General features: G+C 71.1%; 15 protein-coding genes and 1 riboswitch. Of the genes, 10 read left to right on the top strand and 5 right to left on the bottom strand.

The features are described 5' to 3' along the window. Positions 1 to 94 precede the first annotated feature (94 nt). From ACWD2L_RS16415 to ACWD2L_RS16395, 5 genes are all read left to right on the top strand, one after another. Positions 95 to 1537, top strand: coding sequence for a GuaB1 family IMP dehydrogenase-related protein (locus tag ACWD2L_RS16415; protein ID WP_351335592.1), 1443 nt, complete (start codon positions 95 to 97; stop codon positions 1535 to 1537). Positions 1538 to 1855: 318 nt separating this feature from the next. Next, complete coding sequence (locus tag ACWD2L_RS16410; RefSeq protein WP_351335594.1) at positions 1856 to 3340, top strand: amino acid permease; 1485 nt, start codon at positions 1856 to 1858, stop codon at positions 3338 to 3340. A 10-nt stretch (positions 3341 to 3350) separates the two neighbouring features. Next, positions 3351 to 3803: an Lrp/AsnC family transcriptional regulator gene (locus tag ACWD2L_RS16405; RefSeq protein ID WP_351335596.1), complete on the top strand. Its 453-nt coding sequence runs from the start codon at positions 3351 to 3353 to the stop codon at positions 3801 to 3803. Between the two features lie 165 nt (positions 3804 to 3968). Continuing rightward, the gene (locus ACWD2L_RS16400) at positions 3969 to 4769 is read left to right on the top strand and encodes a carbon-nitrogen hydrolase family protein (protein ID WP_351335599.1); all 801 of its coding nucleotides are present in this window, start codon (positions 3969 to 3971) and stop codon (positions 4767 to 4769) included. A gap of 76 nt (positions 4770 to 4845) precedes the next feature. Beyond that, positions 4846 to 6549 (top strand): flavin monoamine oxidase family protein, encoded by a 1704-nt coding sequence (locus tag ACWD2L_RS16395; RefSeq protein ID WP_351335601.1) that lies wholly within the window; start codon positions 4846 to 4848, stop codon positions 6547 to 6549. A gap of 37 nt (positions 6550 to 6586) precedes the next feature. Here the strand turns inward: ACWD2L_RS16395 and ACWD2L_RS16390 are convergent, their stop codons facing one another. Continuing rightward, entirely contained in the window at positions 6587 to 7300 is a 714-nt protein-coding gene (locus tag ACWD2L_RS16390) for a DUF5995 family protein (RefSeq protein ID WP_351335603.1), read from the bottom strand. Positions 7301 to 7455: 155 nt separating this feature from the next. Here ACWD2L_RS16390 and ACWD2L_RS16385 point away from each other — a divergent pair, with 155 nt between their 5' ends. Then, positions 7456 to 8580: a glycoside hydrolase family 6 protein gene (locus tag ACWD2L_RS16385; protein ID WP_351335636.1), complete on the top strand. Its 1125-nt coding sequence runs from the start codon at positions 7456 to 7458 to the stop codon at positions 8578 to 8580. An 18-nt stretch (positions 8581 to 8598) separates the two neighbouring features. Here the strand turns inward: ACWD2L_RS16385 and ACWD2L_RS16380 are convergent, their stop codons facing one another. Together ACWD2L_RS16380 and ACWD2L_RS16375 are read right to left on the bottom strand one after the other, a co-directional pair. Further along, positions 8599 to 9990: a uracil-xanthine permease family protein gene (locus ACWD2L_RS16380; protein WP_451189917.1), complete on the bottom strand. Its 1392-nt coding sequence runs from the start codon at positions 9988 to 9990 to the stop codon at positions 8599 to 8601. Positions 9991 to 10113: 123 nt separating this feature from the next. After that, a complete protein-coding gene (locus tag ACWD2L_RS16375; protein WP_351345728.1) occupies positions 10114 to 11328 on the bottom strand; it encodes an MFS transporter in 1215 nt (404 codons plus the stop codon). A 95-nt stretch (positions 11329 to 11423) separates the two neighbouring features. Here ACWD2L_RS16375 and ACWD2L_RS16370 point away from each other — a divergent pair, with 95 nt between their 5' ends. Beyond that, entirely contained in the window at positions 11424 to 12590 is a 1167-nt protein-coding gene (locus ACWD2L_RS16370; protein ID WP_351345726.1) for an ROK family transcriptional regulator, read from the top strand. 389 nt (positions 12591 to 12979) lie between these two features. Here ACWD2L_RS16370 and ACWD2L_RS16365 read toward each other — a convergent pair whose 3' ends face one another. Beyond that, positions 12980 to 13714, bottom strand: a complete 735-nt coding sequence (locus ACWD2L_RS16365; protein WP_351345640.1) for an SDR family oxidoreductase — start codon at positions 13712 to 13714, stop codon at positions 12980 to 12982. A gap of 91 nt (positions 13715 to 13805) precedes the next feature. Next, positions 13806 to 14720, bottom strand: coding sequence for an RNA polymerase sigma-70 factor (locus ACWD2L_RS16360; RefSeq protein WP_351345642.1), 915 nt, complete (start codon positions 14718 to 14720; stop codon positions 13806 to 13808). A gap of 133 nt (positions 14721 to 14853) precedes the next feature. After that, a riboswitch (FMN riboswitch) is annotated at positions 14854 to 14985 on the top strand. Between the two features lie 158 nt (positions 14986 to 15143). Here ACWD2L_RS16360 and ACWD2L_RS16355 point away from each other — a divergent pair. The 3 genes from ACWD2L_RS16355 to ACWD2L_RS16345 are packed head-to-tail and all read left to right on the top strand — an operon-like array spanning position 15144 to position 17676. Beyond that, complete coding sequence (locus ACWD2L_RS16355) at positions 15144 to 15755, top strand: riboflavin synthase (RefSeq protein ID WP_351345645.1); 612 nt, start codon at positions 15144 to 15146, stop codon at positions 15753 to 15755. After that, the gene (locus ACWD2L_RS16350; RefSeq protein ID WP_351345648.1) at positions 15752 to 16399 is read left to right on the top strand and encodes a nicotinamide mononucleotide transporter family protein; all 648 of its coding nucleotides are present in this window, start codon (positions 15752 to 15754) and stop codon (positions 16397 to 16399) included. The genes ACWD2L_RS16355 and ACWD2L_RS16350 overlap by 4 nt, the downstream gene beginning before the upstream one ends. After that, complete coding sequence (locus tag ACWD2L_RS16345) at positions 16396 to 17676, top strand: bifunctional 3,4-dihydroxy-2-butanone-4-phosphate synthase/GTP cyclohydrolase II (protein WP_351345651.1); 1281 nt, start codon at positions 16396 to 16398, stop codon at positions 17674 to 17676. Before ACWD2L_RS16350 ends, ACWD2L_RS16345 begins: the two co-directional genes overlap by 4 nt. Positions 17677 to 17707 lie beyond the last annotated feature (31 nt).

The raw sequence follows: 17707 nt of genomic DNA, 5'->3' as shown, positions 1-17707 counted from the left end.
CGCACCTCCGGCCGGCATGGGAAAATGAAGTACGTGCTTTGTGCTCCGGGAGCAGACTTCTGGGGCCCCCTTCTACCGACTGGGATGTCCGCACGTGCGTTTCCTCAATGACATCAAGCCCGCGTACGACCTGACGTACGACGACGTCTTCATGGTGCCGAGCCGGAGCGCAGTCGGCTCCCGGCAGGCCGTGGATCTTTCGTCGCCGGACGGTACGGGGACCACGATCCCGCTGGTCGTCGCCAACATGACCGCGATCGCCGGGCGGCGGATGGCGGAGACGGTCGCCCGGCGCGGCGGACTCGTCGTCATTCCGCAGGACATCCCGATCGAGGTCGTCACCGAGGTCATCTCCTGGGTCAAGACGCGCCACCTGGTGCTCGACACCCCGATCGTCCTCGCGCCGACGCAGACCGTCGCGGACGCCCTGGCGCTGCTCAACAAGCGCGCGCACAACGCCGGTGTTGTCGTCGACGGCGAGCGGCGCCCCGTCGGTGTCGTCACCGACCAGGACCTGACCGGCGTCGACCGCTTCACGCAGCTGTCCGAGGTCATGGCGAAGGACCTGCTGCTGCTCGACGCGGACATCGACCCGCGCGACGCCTTCAACAAGCTGGACGGCGCCAACCGCCGCTACGCCCCGGCCGTGGACAGGGAAGGCCGGCTCGCCGGCATCCTGACGCGTACCGGCGCCCTGCGCGCGACCCTCTACACCCCGGCCACCGACGCCAACGGCAAGCTGCGCATCGCCGCCGCCGTCGGCATCAACGGCGACGTGGCGGGCAAGGCGCAGCAGCTGCTCGACGCCGGTGCGGACACGCTCGTCATCGACACGGCCCACGGGCACCAGGAGTCGATGATCGAGGCCATCAGGAAGGTCCGCGCGCTCGACCCGCAGGTGCCGATCGTGGCCGGCAACATCGTGGCCGCGGAGGGCGTCAAGGATCTGATCGAGGCAGGCGCCGACATCATCAAGGTCGGTGTCGGGCCCGGTGCCATGTGCACGACCCGCATGATGACCGGCGTCGGCCGGCCGCAGTTCTCCGCCGTCCTGGAGTGCGCCGCCGAGGCCAAGAAGTACGGCAAGAACGTGTGGGCCGACGGCGGCGTGCGGCACCCGCGCGACGTCGCCATGGCGCTCGCGGCCGGTGCGTCGAACGTGATGATCGGTTCCTGGTTCGCGGGGACGTACGAGTCCCCGGGCGACCTGCAGCACGACGCCAAGGGCCGTGCCTACAAGGAGTCCTTCGGCATGGCCTCCGCGCGCGCCGTGAAGAACCGGACGAGCGACGAGTCCGCCTACGACCGCGCTCGCAAGGCGCTCTTCGAGGAGGGCATCTCCACCTCGCGGATGTTCCTCGACCCGGAGCGTCCGGGCGTCGAGGACCTGATCGACTCGGTCATCGCGGGCGTCCGCTCCTCCTGCACGTACGCCGGTGCCAACTCGCTCGCGGAGTTCGAGCAGCGCGCCACCATCGGCATCCAGTCCGCCGCCGGCTACGCCGAGGGCAAGCCGCTGCACGCCAGCTGGAGCTGACACCTCCCGCACCCCGCCGCGAACCCCGCGTCCCCTCTCCCGAGGGGCGCGGGGTTCCGTCGTTTCCGCTCAATCCGTACGCAACGGACCAAAGCTCGCGCGCAACAATCCTTCGGCTCCGTGGACGTAGCGCAACGATCATGCGCGACTGCGCAAGGTTGCTGCATTACACCTGAGAAGAGAACTCCTCTAGAGTCATCCGCTGTACGTTGCGTGGCGGGGGTTCGGCCTGCTCGGCGGGGCCCGTATGACGGGTGTGCTCCGCCGCGTCCCCCTCGCTGCGGTCAACCCTCCCGGCAGCGATCAAGGAGCCAGTCCGTGCTCGATCACGGCGCACCCCCGCGCACCCCGCAAGCCGCCCCGGCGTCAGCGGGATTCGGCGCCCGCCTCATGCGGCGCAAACCGGTGGATCTGCTGGTCGCGGAGGGCGGCCAGGGCGAGGGCGGATCGCTGCGGCGCTCCCTCGGGCTCTGGCAGCTGACCATGATCAGCATCGGTGCCACGCTCGGCACCGGCATCTTCGTGGTGCTCGGGGAGGCCGTACCGAAGGCCGGTCCCGCCGTCACGCTGTCCTTCGTGATCGCCGGTCTCACCGCGCTGTTCTCGGCGCTCTCGTACGCCGAACTGGCCGGCACCATCCCGGTCGCCGGCTCCTCCTACTCGTATGCGTACGCAACGATGGGCGAACTTCTGGCCTGGGTGTGCGGCTGGTGTCTGGTCCTGGAGTACGGGGTCTCGGTCGCCGCGGTCGCCGTCGGCTGGGGCGAGTACCTCAACGAGCTGCTCGACGGGACGATCGGCGTCACCATCCCGGATGCGCTGTCCGCGCCGCCCGGTGACGGCGGGATCTTCAACCTGCCCGCGCTCATCGTGGTGCTGCTCGCCATGGTGTTCCTGCTGGGCGGCGCCAAGGAGTCCGCGCGGGCCAACAGCATCATGGTCGCCGTGAAGATCGCGGCCCTGATCCTCTTCTGCGTCATCGGCTTCATGGGTTTCAAGTCCGGCAACTACGCGGACTTCATGCCGCTCGGCATGGCGGGCGTGAGCGCCGCGGGCGCCACGCTCTTCTTCTCGTACATCGGCTTCGACGCCGCCTCCACCGCCGGTGAGGAGGCGAAGAACCCGCAGCGCGACCTGCCGCGCGCCATCATGCTGTCGCTGATCATCGTCACCGCGCTGTACGTCCTCGTGGCCGCCGTCGCCGTGGGCGCCCGCAAGTGGACGCGCTTCACCGACTCCGAGGCGACGCTCGCCGCGATCATGAAGGACGTCACGGGACAGCCCTTCTGGGGCACGGTGCTCGCCGCCGGTGCCGTCATCGCCATCGCGTCCGTCGTGCTCACCGTGCTCTACGGGCAGACCCGCGTGCTGTTCGCGATGTCCCGCGACGGCCTCGTGCCCAAGGTGTTCTCGAAGGTGCACCCGAAGACCGGGGCGCCGCGCGCCAACACGGTCATCGTGTCCCTGTTCTGCGGTGTCCTCGCGGCCGCCGTTCCGCTCGGCCAGCTCGCCGACGCCACCAGCATCGGCACGCTCTTCGCGTTCGCCCTGGTCAACATCGCCGTGATCATGCTGCGCCGGACCCGCCCCGACATGAAGCGCACCTTCCGCGTGCCGCTTTCGCCGGTCCTGCCGATCATCGGCTTCGCGCTCTGTGTGTGGATGATGGGCAGCCTGTCCGCTATCACCTGGATCGTCTTCGGTGTCTGGATGGTCGTCGGCCTCGTGTTCTACTTCAGTTACGGGATGCGCCGCTCTCGCCTGGCTCGCCCGGACACCGCTCCCGTGGACGCAGAAAAGTGAACCTCCTGCCGTGCTGAACGATCTCGACGAACGCATCGTGCACGCCCTCGCCGAGGACGCCCGCCGCTCCTACGCGGACATCGGCCAGCTCGTCGGCCTGTCCGCGCCCGCCGTGAAGCGCCGCGTGGACCGGCTGCGGGCCACCGGCGCGATCACCGGGTTCACGGTGCGCGTCGACCCGGCCGCGCTCGGCTGGGAGACCGAGGGGTTCATCGAGATCTACTGCCGCTCCAACACCTCGCCGGAGTCGATCCGGCGGGGCCTGGAGCGGTACCCCGAGGTCGTGTCCGCCTCCACCGTCACCGGTGAGGCGGACGCGATCGTCCAGATCTTCGCCTCCGACATGCGGCACTTCGAGCGGGTCCTGGAACGGATCGCGGGGGAGCCGTTCGTCGAGCGGACGAAGTCGGTGCTGGTGCTGTCGCCGCTGATGAGGCGGTTCACCTCGGGTTCGCCCGCGTAGCCACTCCGTGAGGCCCCGGGCCCCGCGCAACGAATCGCCGTTCGGCGGGAAAATCGCGCAACGAACAGCTCGGCAGCGTGCAACAGGTGCTTCTTGTCCGCGGTGGCGGGCCCCCGTAGCTTTTTGGTGACCCCGAACCCCGCCCCGTACCGGTTGAGGACACCCATGCGCACCGCCCTGCTCCAGAGCTCAGGACACCCCGGCTCCACCGCCGCGAACCTCAAGGTTCTCGACGCCGCCGCGGGCCGGGCCGCCGCCGCGGGCGCCGGGGCCCTCGTGACCTCGGAGATGTTCCTGACCGGGTACGCGATCGGTGACGACGTGGACCGGCTCGCCGAGCCCGCCGACGGGTACGCGGCCGACGCGGTCGCCGAGCTGGCCCACCGGCACGGGATCGCCGTCGCGTACGGCTACCCGGAGCGCGCGGGGGACATCGGCGACGCGGTCTTCAACTCCGTACAGCTGATTTCCGCCGACGGCGCCCGCCTCGCCAACTACCGCAAGACGCACCTCTTCGGCTGCTTCGAGCGCGAGCAGTTCACGCCCGGTGAACAGCCGGTCGTGCAGGCCGAGTTGAACGGTCTGCGGGTCGGCCTGATGATCTGCTACGACGTCGAGTTCCCGGAGAACGTCCGGGCGCACGCCCTCGCGGGCACCGACCTGCTGCTCGTGCCGACGGCGCAGATGCACCCCTTCCAGTTCGTCGCCGAATCGGTCGTGCCGGTGCGCGCCTTCGAGAACCAGATGTACGTCGCGTACGTCAACAGGGTCGGTGCGGAAGGGGAGTTCGAGTTCGTCGGGCTCTCCACGCTCGCCGGGCCCGACGGTGTGGCGCGCGCCCGCGCGGGCCGGGGCGAGGAGCTCGTGATCGCCGACGTCGACTCCGACCTTCTCGCCGCCTCCCGCGCGGCCAACCCGTACCTGAGCGACCGCCGCCCGGAGCTGTACGGCCCGCTCACCTCCTGAGGCCCGACGACCCCGACACCGCCTCAACTCCCGCTACCTGCCCCGCACTTCAGTACCCGCAAGGAGCCCGTACCCCATGACGTCCACGGTGCCCACCGCCGCCCAGCACACCGAGGGCCAGCCGCCCATCACGATGTTCGGGCCGGACTTCCCGTACGCGTACGACGACTTCCTCGCCCACCCGGCCGGCCTCGGCCAGATACCCGCGACCGAGCACGGCACCGAGGTCGCGGTCATCGGCGGTGGCCTGTCCGGCATCGTCGCCGCGTACGAGCTGATGAAGATGGGCCTCAAGCCCGTCGTGTACGAGGCGGACGAGATCGGCGGCCGGCTGCGTACGGTCGGCTTCGAGGGCACCCCTGCCGCGGCCTCCGGCCTGACCGCCGAGATGGGCGCGATGCGCTTCCCGCCGTCGTCGACGGCGTTGCAGCACTACATCGACATGGTGGATCTGAAGACGCGGGCGTTCCCCAACCCCCTCTCGGAGGCCACGCCTTCGACCGTCGTCGACCTCAAGGGCGAGTCCCACTACGCCGAGACGATCGCCGATCTGCCGCAGGTGTACCGGGACGTCGCCGAGGCGTGGAACAAGTGCCTCGACGAGGGCGCCGACTTCTCCGACATGAACCAGGCGATGCGCGAGCGCGACGTGCCGCGCATCCGCGAGATCTGGGGCCGGCTCGTCGAGAAGCTCGACAACCAGACGTTCTACGGGTTCCTCTGCGAGTCGGACGCGTTCAAGTCCTTCCGGCACCGGGAGATCTTCGGCCAGGTCGGCTTCGGCACGGGTGGCTGGGACACCGACTTCCCGAACTCCATCCTGGAGATCCTGCGCGTCGTCTACACCGAGGCCGACGACCACCACCGCGGCATCGAGGGCGGCTCGCAGCAGCTGCCGCTGCGGCTGTGGGAGCGTGCGCCGGAGAAGATCGTGCACTGGGCGCAGGGAACCTCGCTGTCCACCCTGCACGTGGACGGCACGCCGCGCCCGGCCGTGACCCGGCTGTCCCGCACCGCCGGCAACCACATCACCGTCACGGACGCCGACGGCGACATCCGTACGTACAAGGCGGCGATCTTCACCGCACAGTCGTGGATGCTGCTGTCCAAGGTGGACTGCGACGACTCGCTGTTCCCGATCGACCACTGGACGGCGATCGAGCGCACGCACTACATGGAGTCGAGCAAGCTGTTCGTGCCGGTCGACCGGCCGTTCTGGCTGGACAAGGACGAGGACACCGGCCGTGACGTCATGTCGATGACGCTGACGGACCGGATGACGCGCGGCACCTACCTCCTCGACGACGGGCCGGACAAGCCCGCCACGATCTGCCTCTCCTACACGTGGTGCGACGACAGCCTCAAGTGGCTGCCGCTGTCCGCGAACGAGCGGCTCGAAGTGATGCTGAAGTCGCTCGGCGAGATCTATCCGAAGGTCGACATCCGCAAGCACATCATCGGCAACCCGGTGACCGTGTCCTGGGAGAACGAGCCGTACTTCATGGGCGCGTTCAAGGCGAACCTGCCCGGCCACTACCGCTACCAGCGCCGCCTGTTCACGCACTTCGTGCAGGAGACCCTGCCCGAGGACCGGCGGGGCATCTTCCTCGCCGGTGACGACATCTCGTGGACGGCCGGCTGGGCCGAGGGCGCCGTGCAGACCGCGCTGAACGCGGTGTGGGGCGTCATGCACCACCTCGGGGGCAGCACGGACGCGTCCAACCCCGGCCCGGGCGACGTGTTCGAGGAGATCGCGCCGGTGGAGCTTCCGGAGGACTAGATCCGGGGGCGCCGGGGGTCGGGGTCGGGAATCGAGTTCAGTCGGGCAGTGGGGTGAGCAGCATCCGCCCCACCAGCCCCACCGAGGCGTCGAGGCGGTGCGTGAACTCGGCCTCCACGGACGGCAGTTCGCGCAGCGCCCACAGCGCGCGGGCCGCCGCCCACGCGCCGTCGCGGGCGCGCTCCAGGCTCCACGCGCCGAGCAGATGGGTCAGCGGATCGGCGACCTGGAGCAGATCGGGGCCCGGCATCAGCTCTTCGCGGATGCGCTCCTCCAGCGAGACGAGGAGGTCGCCCACGCGCTCGAACTCATCCTCCAGGGCCTCCGGTTCGCAGCCCAGCGTGCGACACGCGTCCACGACGGCGAGCGCCAGATCGTGCCCGATGTGCGCATTGATGCCCGCGAGCGCGAACTGCAATGGGCGTACGCCGGGATGCCGGCGGGACTGGAACAGGGGCCGCCAGCAGGCGGGCGGGCGGGCGCCCTGGGCCGCCGCGTCGACCGCCACGAGATAGCGCTCGGCGAACCGGACGTCCAGCGTGACCGCCGCTCCCCGGTCCGGGAAGCCGCCCGCGAGCCCCCCGTCGATGGCCCGGTCCACCTCCTCCGTGACGGAGAGGTAGACCCGGTTGAAGACGGCCACGCCGTCGCGCGGTGGCAGCTCCGCCCCGAGCGCGCGCATCCGTGCGATCACGATGTCGACCCCAAGTGCCGGGATCCGGGCCTGTGCGAACCGCTCCAACTGCGCCATGAACGCAGCGTCCCAGTCGTAGCCTTACGCGGACGTCGGCTGGCCGGGGGCTTCCCCAGAACGAGGGAACGGCGGACCTGGAGGGGGAGGGTGCGGTGTCGGGCTCACGCGGACGTCGACTGGCCGAACGGCGGGCGCAGCGGCGCCGCAGAACCGTGCGCGGCGCGCTCGCCGCGGCGGCCTCGGCCGTCGTGGCCGTCGGCACCGTGGCGGGCCTCGTCTCCGCCCTGGACGGCGGCCGGGGTGAGGCGGACGAGGCGCGCCCCACCGTCAGCGAGACCCCCAGCCTGCGCCCGCTGCCCGCGGTGCCGTCCCCGTCGGCGACGAACAACTCGCCCTCCCCGTCGAAGAGTTCGAAGCCGAAGCCGAGGAAGACGGCCCCCGCCCGGCCGAAGCCGTCGAACACCGCGCCCGCCGCGAGCGGCCTCTACCGCTACGGCGACTCCCAGGTACTCGACTGGGTACGGGCCAACCGCTCCGACCCACGTCGCCCGCTCATCGAGTCCCGGATAGCGAACCGCCCGGCCGCCGTCTGGTTCGCCGACTACATGCCCGCCACGATCACCGCCCGGGTACGCGCGGTCACCTCGGCCGGGGCGCGCGCAGGACAGGTGCCGGTGCTCGTGCCCTACGCCGTCCCCGACCGTGACTGCGGCGGGCGCTCCGAGGGCGGGGCGCCCGACCTGGATGCGTACGGCGACTGGATCGAGGGGTTCGCGCGGGGGCTCGGCTCCCGCGAGGTCATCGTGATCCTGGAGCCGGACGCCCTCTCCCAGACCGAGTGCCTCTCCAAGAGCCGGCAGGCCGACCGCTACGAGGCGCTGGCGCACGCGGGCCGGGCCCTCAAGTCCGCGAACCCGCGCGCCCGCGTCTACTACGACGCCGGACACTCCGCCTGGAACCCGGCCGCTACCCAGGCCGCACGCCTCCGCGCGGCGGGCGCCGCCTCCGCCGCGTCGTCCGACGGCGTGTTCACCAACGTCTCCAACTTCCACCGCACGCCGGACGAGATCGCGTACGCCCGCAAGGTGCTCGCCGCGATGGGCGGACCGAGCGGCCTGGGCGCCGTCATCGACACGAGCCGCAACGGCAACGGCGCCCCGGCCGACGGCGAGTGGTGCGACCCCGAAGGCCGCGAACTGGGCCGGGCCCCGACACTGCGCACCGGTGAGGCCCGCATCGACGCGTACCTGTGGGTGAAGCTGCCCGGGGAGTCGGACGGGTGCAAGGGGGAGCCGGGGAGGTTCACGGCGGACTATGCGTACGAGTTGGCGGACTGAACGCGGCGCCGTGGGCGGTCACTTCTTGTCGGTGGCCGCGCTCTCGTCGTACGAGGACGTCCCCTCGTCGAGCAGCGGCTGCTGCGTCTTGAGGTGCGCCGGGGCCATCGCCCGCAGCGCGTGGTACCCGGTGATCACGACGACCGTGCCGAGGGCGATGCCGCTCAGGGAGAAGGTGTCGGTGAACTTCAGGGAGACGTCGCCGATGCCGATGATAATGCCCGCGGCGGTGGGGACCAGGTTCAGCGGGTTGCGGAGGTCGACGCCCGCGTTGATCCAGATCTGCGCGCCGAGCAGGCCGATCATGCCGTAGAGGATGACGGTGATGCCGCCGAGCACGCCGCCGGGAATGGCTGCCACGATCGCGCCGAACTTCGGGCAGAGGCCGAAGAGGAGCGCGAAGCCCGCCGCCGCCCAGTACGCCGCCGTCGAGTAGACGCGGGTCGCGGCCATGACGCCGATGTTCTCGGAGTACGTGGTGTTGGGCGGGCCGCCGACGGCCGTGGAGAGCATCGAGCCGACGCCGTCCGCCGAGATCGCCGTGCCGAGCTTGCCGTCGAGGTTGTCGCCGGTCATCTCGCCGACGGCCTTGACGTGACCCGCGTTCTCCGCGATCAACGCGATGACGACCGGGAGCGCCACCAGGATCGCCGACCACTGGAACGACGGGGCGTGGAAGGACGGCAGGCCGATCCAGTCCGCCTGGCCGACGGCGGACAGGTCGAGCCGCAGGTGGTCGACGGCCTTGCCGCCGCCGTTCGGCGAGTGGATCTTGCCGAAGACCTGGTCGAGGACCCAGGAGAGCGCGTAGCCGAAGATCAGGCCCAGGAAGATCGCGATGCGCGACCAGAAACCGCGCAGGCACACCACGGCCAAACCGGTGAACAGCATGACGAGCAGCGCCGTCCACTGGTCGGTCGGCCAGTACGTGGAGGCGGTGACCGGGGCGAGGTTGAAGCCGATCAGCATCACGACCGCGCCGGTCACCACCGGCGGCATCGCCGCGTGGATGATCCGCGCCCCGAACTTCCGTACCGCGAGGCCCACCAGGAACACCGCGGCGCCCACGACGAAGACCGCGCCCGTGACCGTCGCGCTGGAGCCGCCCTGCGCCCGGATCACGGCCGCGACGCCCACGAAGGAGAGCGAACAGCCCAGGTAGCTGGGCACCCTGCCGCGCGTGGCGAGCAGGAAGATGGCCGTCGAGACGCCGGACATCATGATCGCGAGGTTCGGGTCGAGGCCCATCAGGACGGGGGCCACGAAGGACGCGCCGAACATGGCGACCACGTGCTGTGCGCCGAGCCCGATCGTGCGCGGCCAGGAGAGCCGCTCGTCGGGGCGGACGACCGCGCCGGGAGCCGGCGTGCGCCCGTCGCCGTGCAGTTTCCAGCGCACGCCGAGGTCCATGAGAGATTCCGCCTTCTGTGGTGGCCGTGAGGTGGGTGGTGCCTGTGCGGCTCGGAATGATCGCTTCATGTTAATGCGACGTAAGTGCGAGTTCGTACCGAGCCGCCGCCCACCGGTCCGGGCCTACGAGGCGTGATCCGCCGCCTGCGCCGCGCCGGGGCCCGCCGCCCCCGTCCGCGTACGGTCGCCGCCGCGCAGCACCTTCGCGAACACCACGAGACCGGTCGCCAACACCGTCACCAGGCCGAACGACACGACGAGGCTGGTCGCGTCGGCGATCGTGCCGATCGCCGAGGGCGCGATCAGGCCCGAGGTGTACGTGATGGTGGCGACGCCCGCGATGGCCAGGCTCGGGTTCGGGCCGCTGCGCCCGGCCGCGGCGAAACAGAGCGGCACCACGACCGCGATGCCGAGGCCCACCAGGCCGAAACCGGCCATCGCGACACCCGGGTTCGGCGCGACCACCACGAGCAGCGCGCCGAGCGTCGCCACGACGCCGCTGACGCGCACGGTGCGCACCGCGCCGAACCGGTCCACCACCGCGTCGCCCGCGATCCGAGCCACCGCCATCGTGAGCGTGAACGCCGTGGTGCAGGCGGCGGCGAGCCCGGCCGACGTGCCGAGCACATCCCGCAGGTACACCGCCGACCAGTCCAGGCTCGCGCCCTCCGCGAACACCGCGCAGAAGCCGACCGCGCCGATCAGCACCGCCGACTTGGGCGGCAGCGCGAAGCGCGGCGGCGCCTCCTCGTCCTCCGTCGGGCGCAGATCGAGCACCCAGCGGCAGGCGACCAGGCCCGCCACGGTGAGCACGCACGCGGCGAGTGCGTGGTGCAGCCGAGCGTCCGAGCCCAGGTGCGCGGCGATGGTGCCGCCGAGCGAGCCGATCAGGGCGCCCACGCTCCACAGCCCGTGAAGGCCCGACATGATCGACTTGTCGAGCCGGGTCTCGACCTCGACGCCCAGCGCGTTCATGGCGACGTCCGACATGCCGGCGGTCGCCCCGTACACGAGCAGCGCGGCGCACAGCGTGAACACATTCGGCGCGAGCGAGGGCAGGATCAGGGCCAGCGTCCACAGCGCGAGCAGTCCGCGCAGCCCGGCGCGGGCGCCGAAGCGGTGGGTGACGCTGCCCGCCAGCGGCATCGAGAGCGAGGCGCCGATCGCGGGGAAGGCGAGCGCGAGGCCCAACTGCCCGGCGCTCACGCCCGCGTGCTCCTGGATCCAGGGCACCCGTGTCGCGAACGACCCCGTCACGGAGCCGTGGATGCAGAAGACGGTGGCGACGGCGTACCGCGCCCGCTTCAACTCCCCTGGTGCGTACGTCAGTTCCGGCATCCCGCGGGCCCTCCCCAAGTCTCCCTTTGCGTGCCGCCGTAAACTATCAGGAACCCTGCCTGATAATGCCAGTGATATCCGCGTAGGATCCCGCCATGCCCGCATCGCCGAGAACCGCCCGAGCCATCAACGACCGGCTCGCGCTGCGCCTCCTCCAGGAGGAAGGGCCGCTCACCGCGGGGCAGTTGAAGGAACGTACGGGCCTGTCCCGGCCCACCGTCGCCGACCTCGTCGAGCGGCTCGCCGCGGCGGAACTCATCACGGTCGTGGGGGAGGCGGGCGCCGAGCGGCGCGGCCCCAACGCCCGGCTCTACGGGATCGTCGCCGACCGGGCCCACCTCGCCGCGCTCGACGTACGCACCGAGGGTGTGCGGCTCGTCGTCGCGGACCTGGTGGGCACGGTGCTCGCGGAGGCGTCCGTGCCGGTCGAGCCGGATGACGGGTCAGGCGTCGCCGTCGAGCGTGCCGTGGAGCTGCTCGAACGTACGGCGAAGGAGGCCGGGGCCGAGCGGCTGCACACGGTGGGCGTGGGGGCGCCAGGGCTGATCGACCCGGCGACGGGCGAGCTGCGGGACTCCTCGGGGCTGCCGCGCTGGCACCGCCGACTCGTCGCCGCGCTCCAGGAGCGGTTGCCCGCGCGGGTGTTGGTGGAGAACGAGACGAACCTGGCCGCCGTGGCCGAGCGCAAGGACGGCGCCGCGCGCGACCGCGACACGTTCGCGCTCCTGTGGCTCGGGCTCGGTATCGGCGCGGCGGTCGTCCTCGACGGCAAGCTGCGCCGAGGCGCCTCCGGCGGCACGGGTGAGGTCGGCTTCCTGCCGGTGCCGGGGACGGGTGGCCTCCCGTCGGCCACGGGCTGCGAAGGCGGCTTCCACTCCCTCGCGGGATCGGCCGCGATCCTCGAACTGGCCGTCTCCCACGGGCTCGTGGGCCCGGGGGAGCCGGTCGAGCGGGCGGCGGACGTGGTGCGCGACGCCGATGCCCGCTTCCTCGACGCGCTGGCGGACCGGGTAGTGCTCGGTGCGGCGGCGGTGGTGGCCGTGCTCGACCCTGGCTGTGTCGTCCTCGCGGGTGAGATCGGCCGCGCGGGCGGCGCGGCGCTGGCGGAGCGCGTCGCGGTTCGCCTGGCCACGATGTCGCCCCTCCCGACGGAGGTGCGGGCGGGGGAGTTGGGTGGCGGGGCGGTCCTGCGGGGCGCGCTGCTGATGGCCCGGGAGGTGGCCCAGGAGGCCGTCTACCCCCGCGAGGCCACCCGGGGTTGAGCTTGGGGCTCTGCCCCATACCCCGCTGCTCAATCGCCGCAGGGGCTTGATGTGCGTACCTCCGCGGTGCTTGGAACGCGCACCCTCGCGGTGCTTGAAGTGCGTACCTCCGCGGTGCTTGAAATGCGCACCCTCGCGGTGCTTGGAATGCGCACTCTCTCGGCGCTTGTCATCAAGCCCCTGCGGCGATTGAGCAACTCATGCCCCCGCGACGGCTGAGCACATCAAGCCCCTGCAGCGTTTGAGCAGCGGGGTCCGGGGCGGAGCCCCGATCTTTTGAGCCTCGCCGGCGTTTGAGGCGCCGGGTCCGGGGCGGGGCCCCGGTCTTTCAAGCCCCGCCGGCGATTGAGGCGCGGGGGCCGGGGCGGAGCCCCGAGGCGTAGGGGCGGTCAGGGGCGGGACAGGTACTCCGCGAAGGTCACCTTGCCGACCCGCCGCTCCGGCGCCAGATGCCCACCACCCCGAAACGCCCGATACGCCGCCCCGGCCAACCGCACCGACACCACCGGCCGCCGCTTCCCCACCGCCCCGAGATACGTACGGGCCAACTCCGCGAACGTGAGAACCTCCGGCCCACCCATGTCCGCCACCCGCCCCGCCGGAGGCAGAACCGCCAACTCGGCCAGCCGGTCTGCCACTTCGGCCACCTCGATCGGCTGGTCGGCGACCCCCGCCGGCAGAAACACGACCGGCAACTTCGCCGCGACCCGCACTGCCGCCGCCACCAGATCGTGGAACTGCGTCGCCCGCAACACCGTCCACCCGAGCCCTGACTCCTCGACCAGCCGCTCCACCGCGAGCTTCGCCTTGTAGTAGGGGAACGGAACCTCGTCCACCCCGACGATCGAGATGTAGACGAGGTGCGGGACCTCCGCCCGGCGCGCAGCCGCCACCAAATGGGCGGCAGCCTTCTCGTCCCCACCGGTCTGCGTCGACGCACAGTGCACGATCACGTCCACGCCGGTCACGGCCCGGTCGAGCGCGGGCCCGCCCTCACGCAGGTCCACGGCGTACGGCTCGCTGTGCCTGCTCAGCACCCGCACCTCGTGCCCCGCCCCGCGCAACCGCTCGGTGACGAGCCGGCCGAGAGTTCCGGTTCCGCCGGTCACCAGGATCGTGGTCATAGCCTGCTCAGCTCCTTCGTACCCGGCCGTCCCCCCTGCGGAACGCCCGTCGTCAGCTGAGAACCGGCGGCGTCGCGCCTTTGTGACAGTCCTACGCCGCCCCACCGAGCTGACGGGACACGAACCCCAGCTTGTCCGGATTCAGGATCGCGCGCCCGACCGAAACGCGCCCTTCCCGCACCTCGAAGCAGACGACCGCGAACAGGCTCCCGCCGGGCTGCCGCGCGATGATCCCCGGCTCCCCGTTGATCTCGGCGACGAGCAGCTCCACGCCCACCAGGTACCGCTCGGCGATGCCGTCCAGGAACCGCAGCACCTTCTCGCGGCCCACGACGGCCTTACGGGCCGCGGTGACCTTGCCGCCGCCGTCGCCCCACCACCGCACATCCGTGGCGAGAATCTTCTCCAGGGCCGCCAGATCGCCCTCGCGGGCCGCCCCCACGAACGTCTCCACCAGCTCCCGCCGCACCCGCTCGGACGGCTCGAACCGCGCCGCGGGCTCCGCGATCCGCGCCGTCGCACGCCGGTACAGCTGCCGGCAGTTGGCCTCGCCGAGATCGAGCACACCGGCGATCTCCCGGTACCCGTACGCGAAGGCCTCCCGCAGCACGTACACCGCCCGCTCCGTCGGCGTGAGCCGCTCCAGGAGGACGAGCAGCGCGCACGACACCGAGTCGAGCTGCTCGGCCGACTCCAGCGGGCCGAGGGCGCCGTCCGAGGTGAGGACGGGCTCGGGCAGCCAGGGGCCCGCGTATCGCTCCCGCTGGACGCGGGCCGACGAGAGGCGGTTCAGGCACAGGTTCGTGACCACCTTGGCGAGCCAGGCGCCGACGTGCTCGACGGACCCCGGCTCAGTGGCGCCGAACCGCAGATACGCGTCCTGCACCGCATCCTTGGCCTCCTCGGCGGAGCCGAGCATCCGGTAGGCGAGGCCGAACATCCGGGCCCTGTGGGTCTCGAACTCGGTGGCACGGGCTGCGTGTTCGGTCGGTTGCGTGCTGGTCACGCGTTCAGACTGCCAGAACAGCGGCGTATTCCCGCGGACGGACGAAAAACAGCGCAGCGGCCTGTGAGTCAGCCCACAGCGTTCGCATGCGTGCAGGTAGGGGAGACGTGGCAGACTGGCCGTGTACCAGAAGCAGCGCACTCCGGGGTCGGTGAAAGTCCGAACCGGCGGTTACAGTCCGCGACCCGGTCACGATCTTGTGGCCGGTTGACCAGGTGAAATTCCTGGACCGACGGTTAAAGTCCGGATGGGAGGCAGTGCGCGGCGGGCGGGCACGTGAGTGCGCGTCGCCGGCTGTTTCAGCGGTCCCGCAAGGGGACCGGTGTCGAACGCGGCGTCGCCACAGGTGTCGCAGTCCGTACGCTCTGTCGTCGTCGAACGACAGTGCCCCGGAGTCCAGGCCCGTAAAGGGAGGACCCGGAAGTGTTCACCGGAATCGTCGAAGAGCTGGGCGAGATCACCGCCGTCGAGACGCTCGGCAGCCCGGTCGACGCGTGTCGCTTCCGCGTCCGCGGCCCCGTCGTCACCGAAGGCGCGAAACACGGCGACTCCATCGCGGTCAACGGCGTGTGCCTGACCGTCGTCGAGCACGAGGGCGCCGAGTTCACCGCCGACGTCATGGCCGAGACCCTCAAGCGCTCCAGCCTCGGCGCGCTCGCCCCCGGCTCCCGCGTCAACCTCGAACGGCCGATGATCGCCGACGGCCGCTTCGGCGGGCATGTCGTGCAGGGCCACGTCGACGGGGTGGGCACCATCGTGGAGCGCACCCCCTCCGAGCACTGGGAGATCGTCAAGATCTCGCTGCCCGCCGAGCTGTCCAAGTACGTCGTCGAGAAGGGCTCGATCACGGTCGACGGCGTGAGCCTGACGGTCGTCGACGCGGGCGCCGACCACTTCACCATCAGCCTCATCCCGACCACGCTCGCCCTGACCACGCTCGGCCCGAAGCAGGCCGGCGACCCCGTCAACCTCGAGGTCGACGTCATCGCGAAGTACGTGGAGCGGATGCTCGGTACGCGGGAGGCGGACAAGTGAGCTGGCTCAACACCGAGGCGTTCACGATCTTCGGCCAGCACATCCTCTGGTCCGACATGATCGGCAACACGATCGGCCTCATCGCCCTCGCACTCGGCTGGCGCCGCTCCATATGGACCTGGCCCGCCCAGCTGATATCCGGCGCGATCCTCCTCACTGCCTTCGCCACTGCCCACCTCTCGGGCAGCGCGGGCAAGCAGCTCGTCGTCATCGTCGTGGCCCTGTACGGCTGGTGGCAGTGGAACCGGGGCAAGGGCCAGGCGCAGGACGGCTCCATCGCCGTCCGCTTCGCCACCTGGCGCGAGCGCGGCTACCTTGTGGGCGCCGCGGCCGTCGGCACGCTCGCCGTGGGCGGCCTGTTCACCGCGATCCCCTCGCTGTCCTGGGACCCCTGGCCCGACGCGTACATCTTCGTCGGCACCGTCGTCGCCATGTACGCCCAGGCCCGCGGCATGGTCGAGTTCTGGTTCGCCTGGCTGCTCGTCGACCTCGTCGGCGTCCCCCTGAACTTCGCCAACGGCTTCGCCTTCTCCGGCTTCGTCTACGTCATCTACGGCGCGCTCGTCCTGTGGGGCATGCGCGACTGGTGGCTGCGCTCCCGCGCCGCCGCCCCCGCCACCGCGCTGGAAGGAGCTCGCGCATGAGCACGGCACCGAACCTGTACGAGGCCGAGGACCTGAGCCTCGACCCGGTCGAGATGGCCATCCGCGACATCGCCGCAGGACGCCCCGTCGTGGTCGTCGACGACGAGGACCGGGAGAACGAGGGCGACCTCGTCGTCGCCGCCGAGAAGATCACGCCCGAGATCGTCGCCTTCATGATGAGCGAGTGCCGCGGCCTGATCTGCGCCCCCATGGAGGGCGCCGAGCTCGACCGGCTCGAACTGCCGCAGATGGTCGGCAACAACACGGAGTCGATGCAGACCGCGTTCACCGTCTCCGTCGACGCCTCCGGCGCGCACGGCGTGACCACCGGCATCTCGGCGGCCGACCGCGCGGCCACCCTCCGCCTCCTCTCCTCGGGCAACAGCGAGCCCGGCGACTTCGTCCGCCCAGGCCACATCTTCCCGCTGCGCGCCAAAGAGGGCGGCGTCCTGGTCCGTGACGGTCACACCGAGGCCGCCGTCGACCTCGCCCGGCTCGCGGGCCTGCGCCCCGCCGGCGCCATCGTCGAGATCGCGGGTGAGAACGGCGTGATGCTGCGCCTGCCCGAGCTGGTCCCGTTCGCCCGCAGGCACGGCCTGACGATCATCTCCATCAAGGACCTGATCGACTACCGCCGCACCTCCGAGCCCACGGTCAAGCGCGAGGCGACCGTCCAACTCCCCACCGCCTTCGGCGATTTCACGGCCTACGGCTACCGCTCCACGGTCGACGGCGTCGAGCACGTCGCCCTCGTGCACGGCGAGCTCGGCGACGGCGAGGAGGTCCTCGCCCGGATCCACTCCGAGTGCCTGACCGGCGACGTGTTCCACTCGCTGCGCTGCGACTGCGGCCCCCAGCTGGAGGAATCCATGCGCCGCATCGTCGAGGAGGGCCGCGGCGTCGTCGTCTACCTCCGCGGACACGAGGGCCGCGGCATCGGCCTCGTCTCCAAGCTGCGCGCGTACGAGCTCCAGGAGCAGGGCCGCGACACCCTCGACGCCAACCTGGAACTCGGCCTGCCCGCCGACGCCCGCGACTACGCGGCGGGCGCCCAGATCCTCGGCGACCTCGGGGTGCGCAGCCTGCGCCTGATGACCAACAACCCCGACAAGACCGAGGCCCTCACCCGCCACGGCCTCAAGGTCGCCGAGCGGGAGCCGATGCCTGTCACGGCGGGCGAGCACAACCTGCGCTACCTGCGCACCAAGCGGGACCGCATGGGCCACGACCTGCCCTGGCTGGACGCCCCGCGGACGTCCGCCTGCAACAACCAGTAAGCCATCTGTTTTCAGTTACATACGTACGAGG

It is taken from the genome of Streptomyces sp. NPDC002754, from assembly GCF_053592315.1.
Note: the sequence above shows the minus strand (reverse complement) of the source record. Positions and strands in the feature narration are given on the sequence as shown.

Coding starts and splice junctions, on each gene's coding strand:
- ACWD2L_RS16370 (WP_351345726.1), top strand. CDS start 11,424: ATGCCCGCATCGCCGAGAACCGCCCGAGCCATCAACGACCGGCTCGCG.
- ACWD2L_RS16375 (WP_351345728.1), bottom strand. CDS start 11,328: ATGCCGGAACTGACGTACGCACCAGGGGAGTTGAAGCGGGCGCGGTAC.
- ACWD2L_RS16345 (WP_351345651.1), top strand. CDS start 16,396: ATGAGCACGGCACCGAACCTGTACGAGGCCGAGGACCTGAGCCTCGAC.
- ACWD2L_RS16395 (WP_351335601.1), top strand. CDS start 4,846: ATGACGTCCACGGTGCCCACCGCCGCCCAGCACACCGAGGGCCAGCCG.
- ACWD2L_RS16400 (WP_351335599.1), top strand. CDS start 3,969: ATGCGCACCGCCCTGCTCCAGAGCTCAGGACACCCCGGCTCCACCGCC.
- ACWD2L_RS16365 (WP_351345640.1), bottom strand. CDS start 13,714: ATGACCACGATCCTGGTGACCGGCGGAACCGGAACTCTCGGCCGGCTC.
- ACWD2L_RS16390 (WP_351335603.1), bottom strand. CDS start 7,300: ATGGCGCAGTTGGAGCGGTTCGCACAGGCCCGGATCCCGGCACTTGGG.
- ACWD2L_RS16380 (WP_451189917.1), bottom strand. CDS start 9,990: ATGGACCTCGGCGTGCGCTGGAAACTGCACGGCGACGGGCGCACGCCG.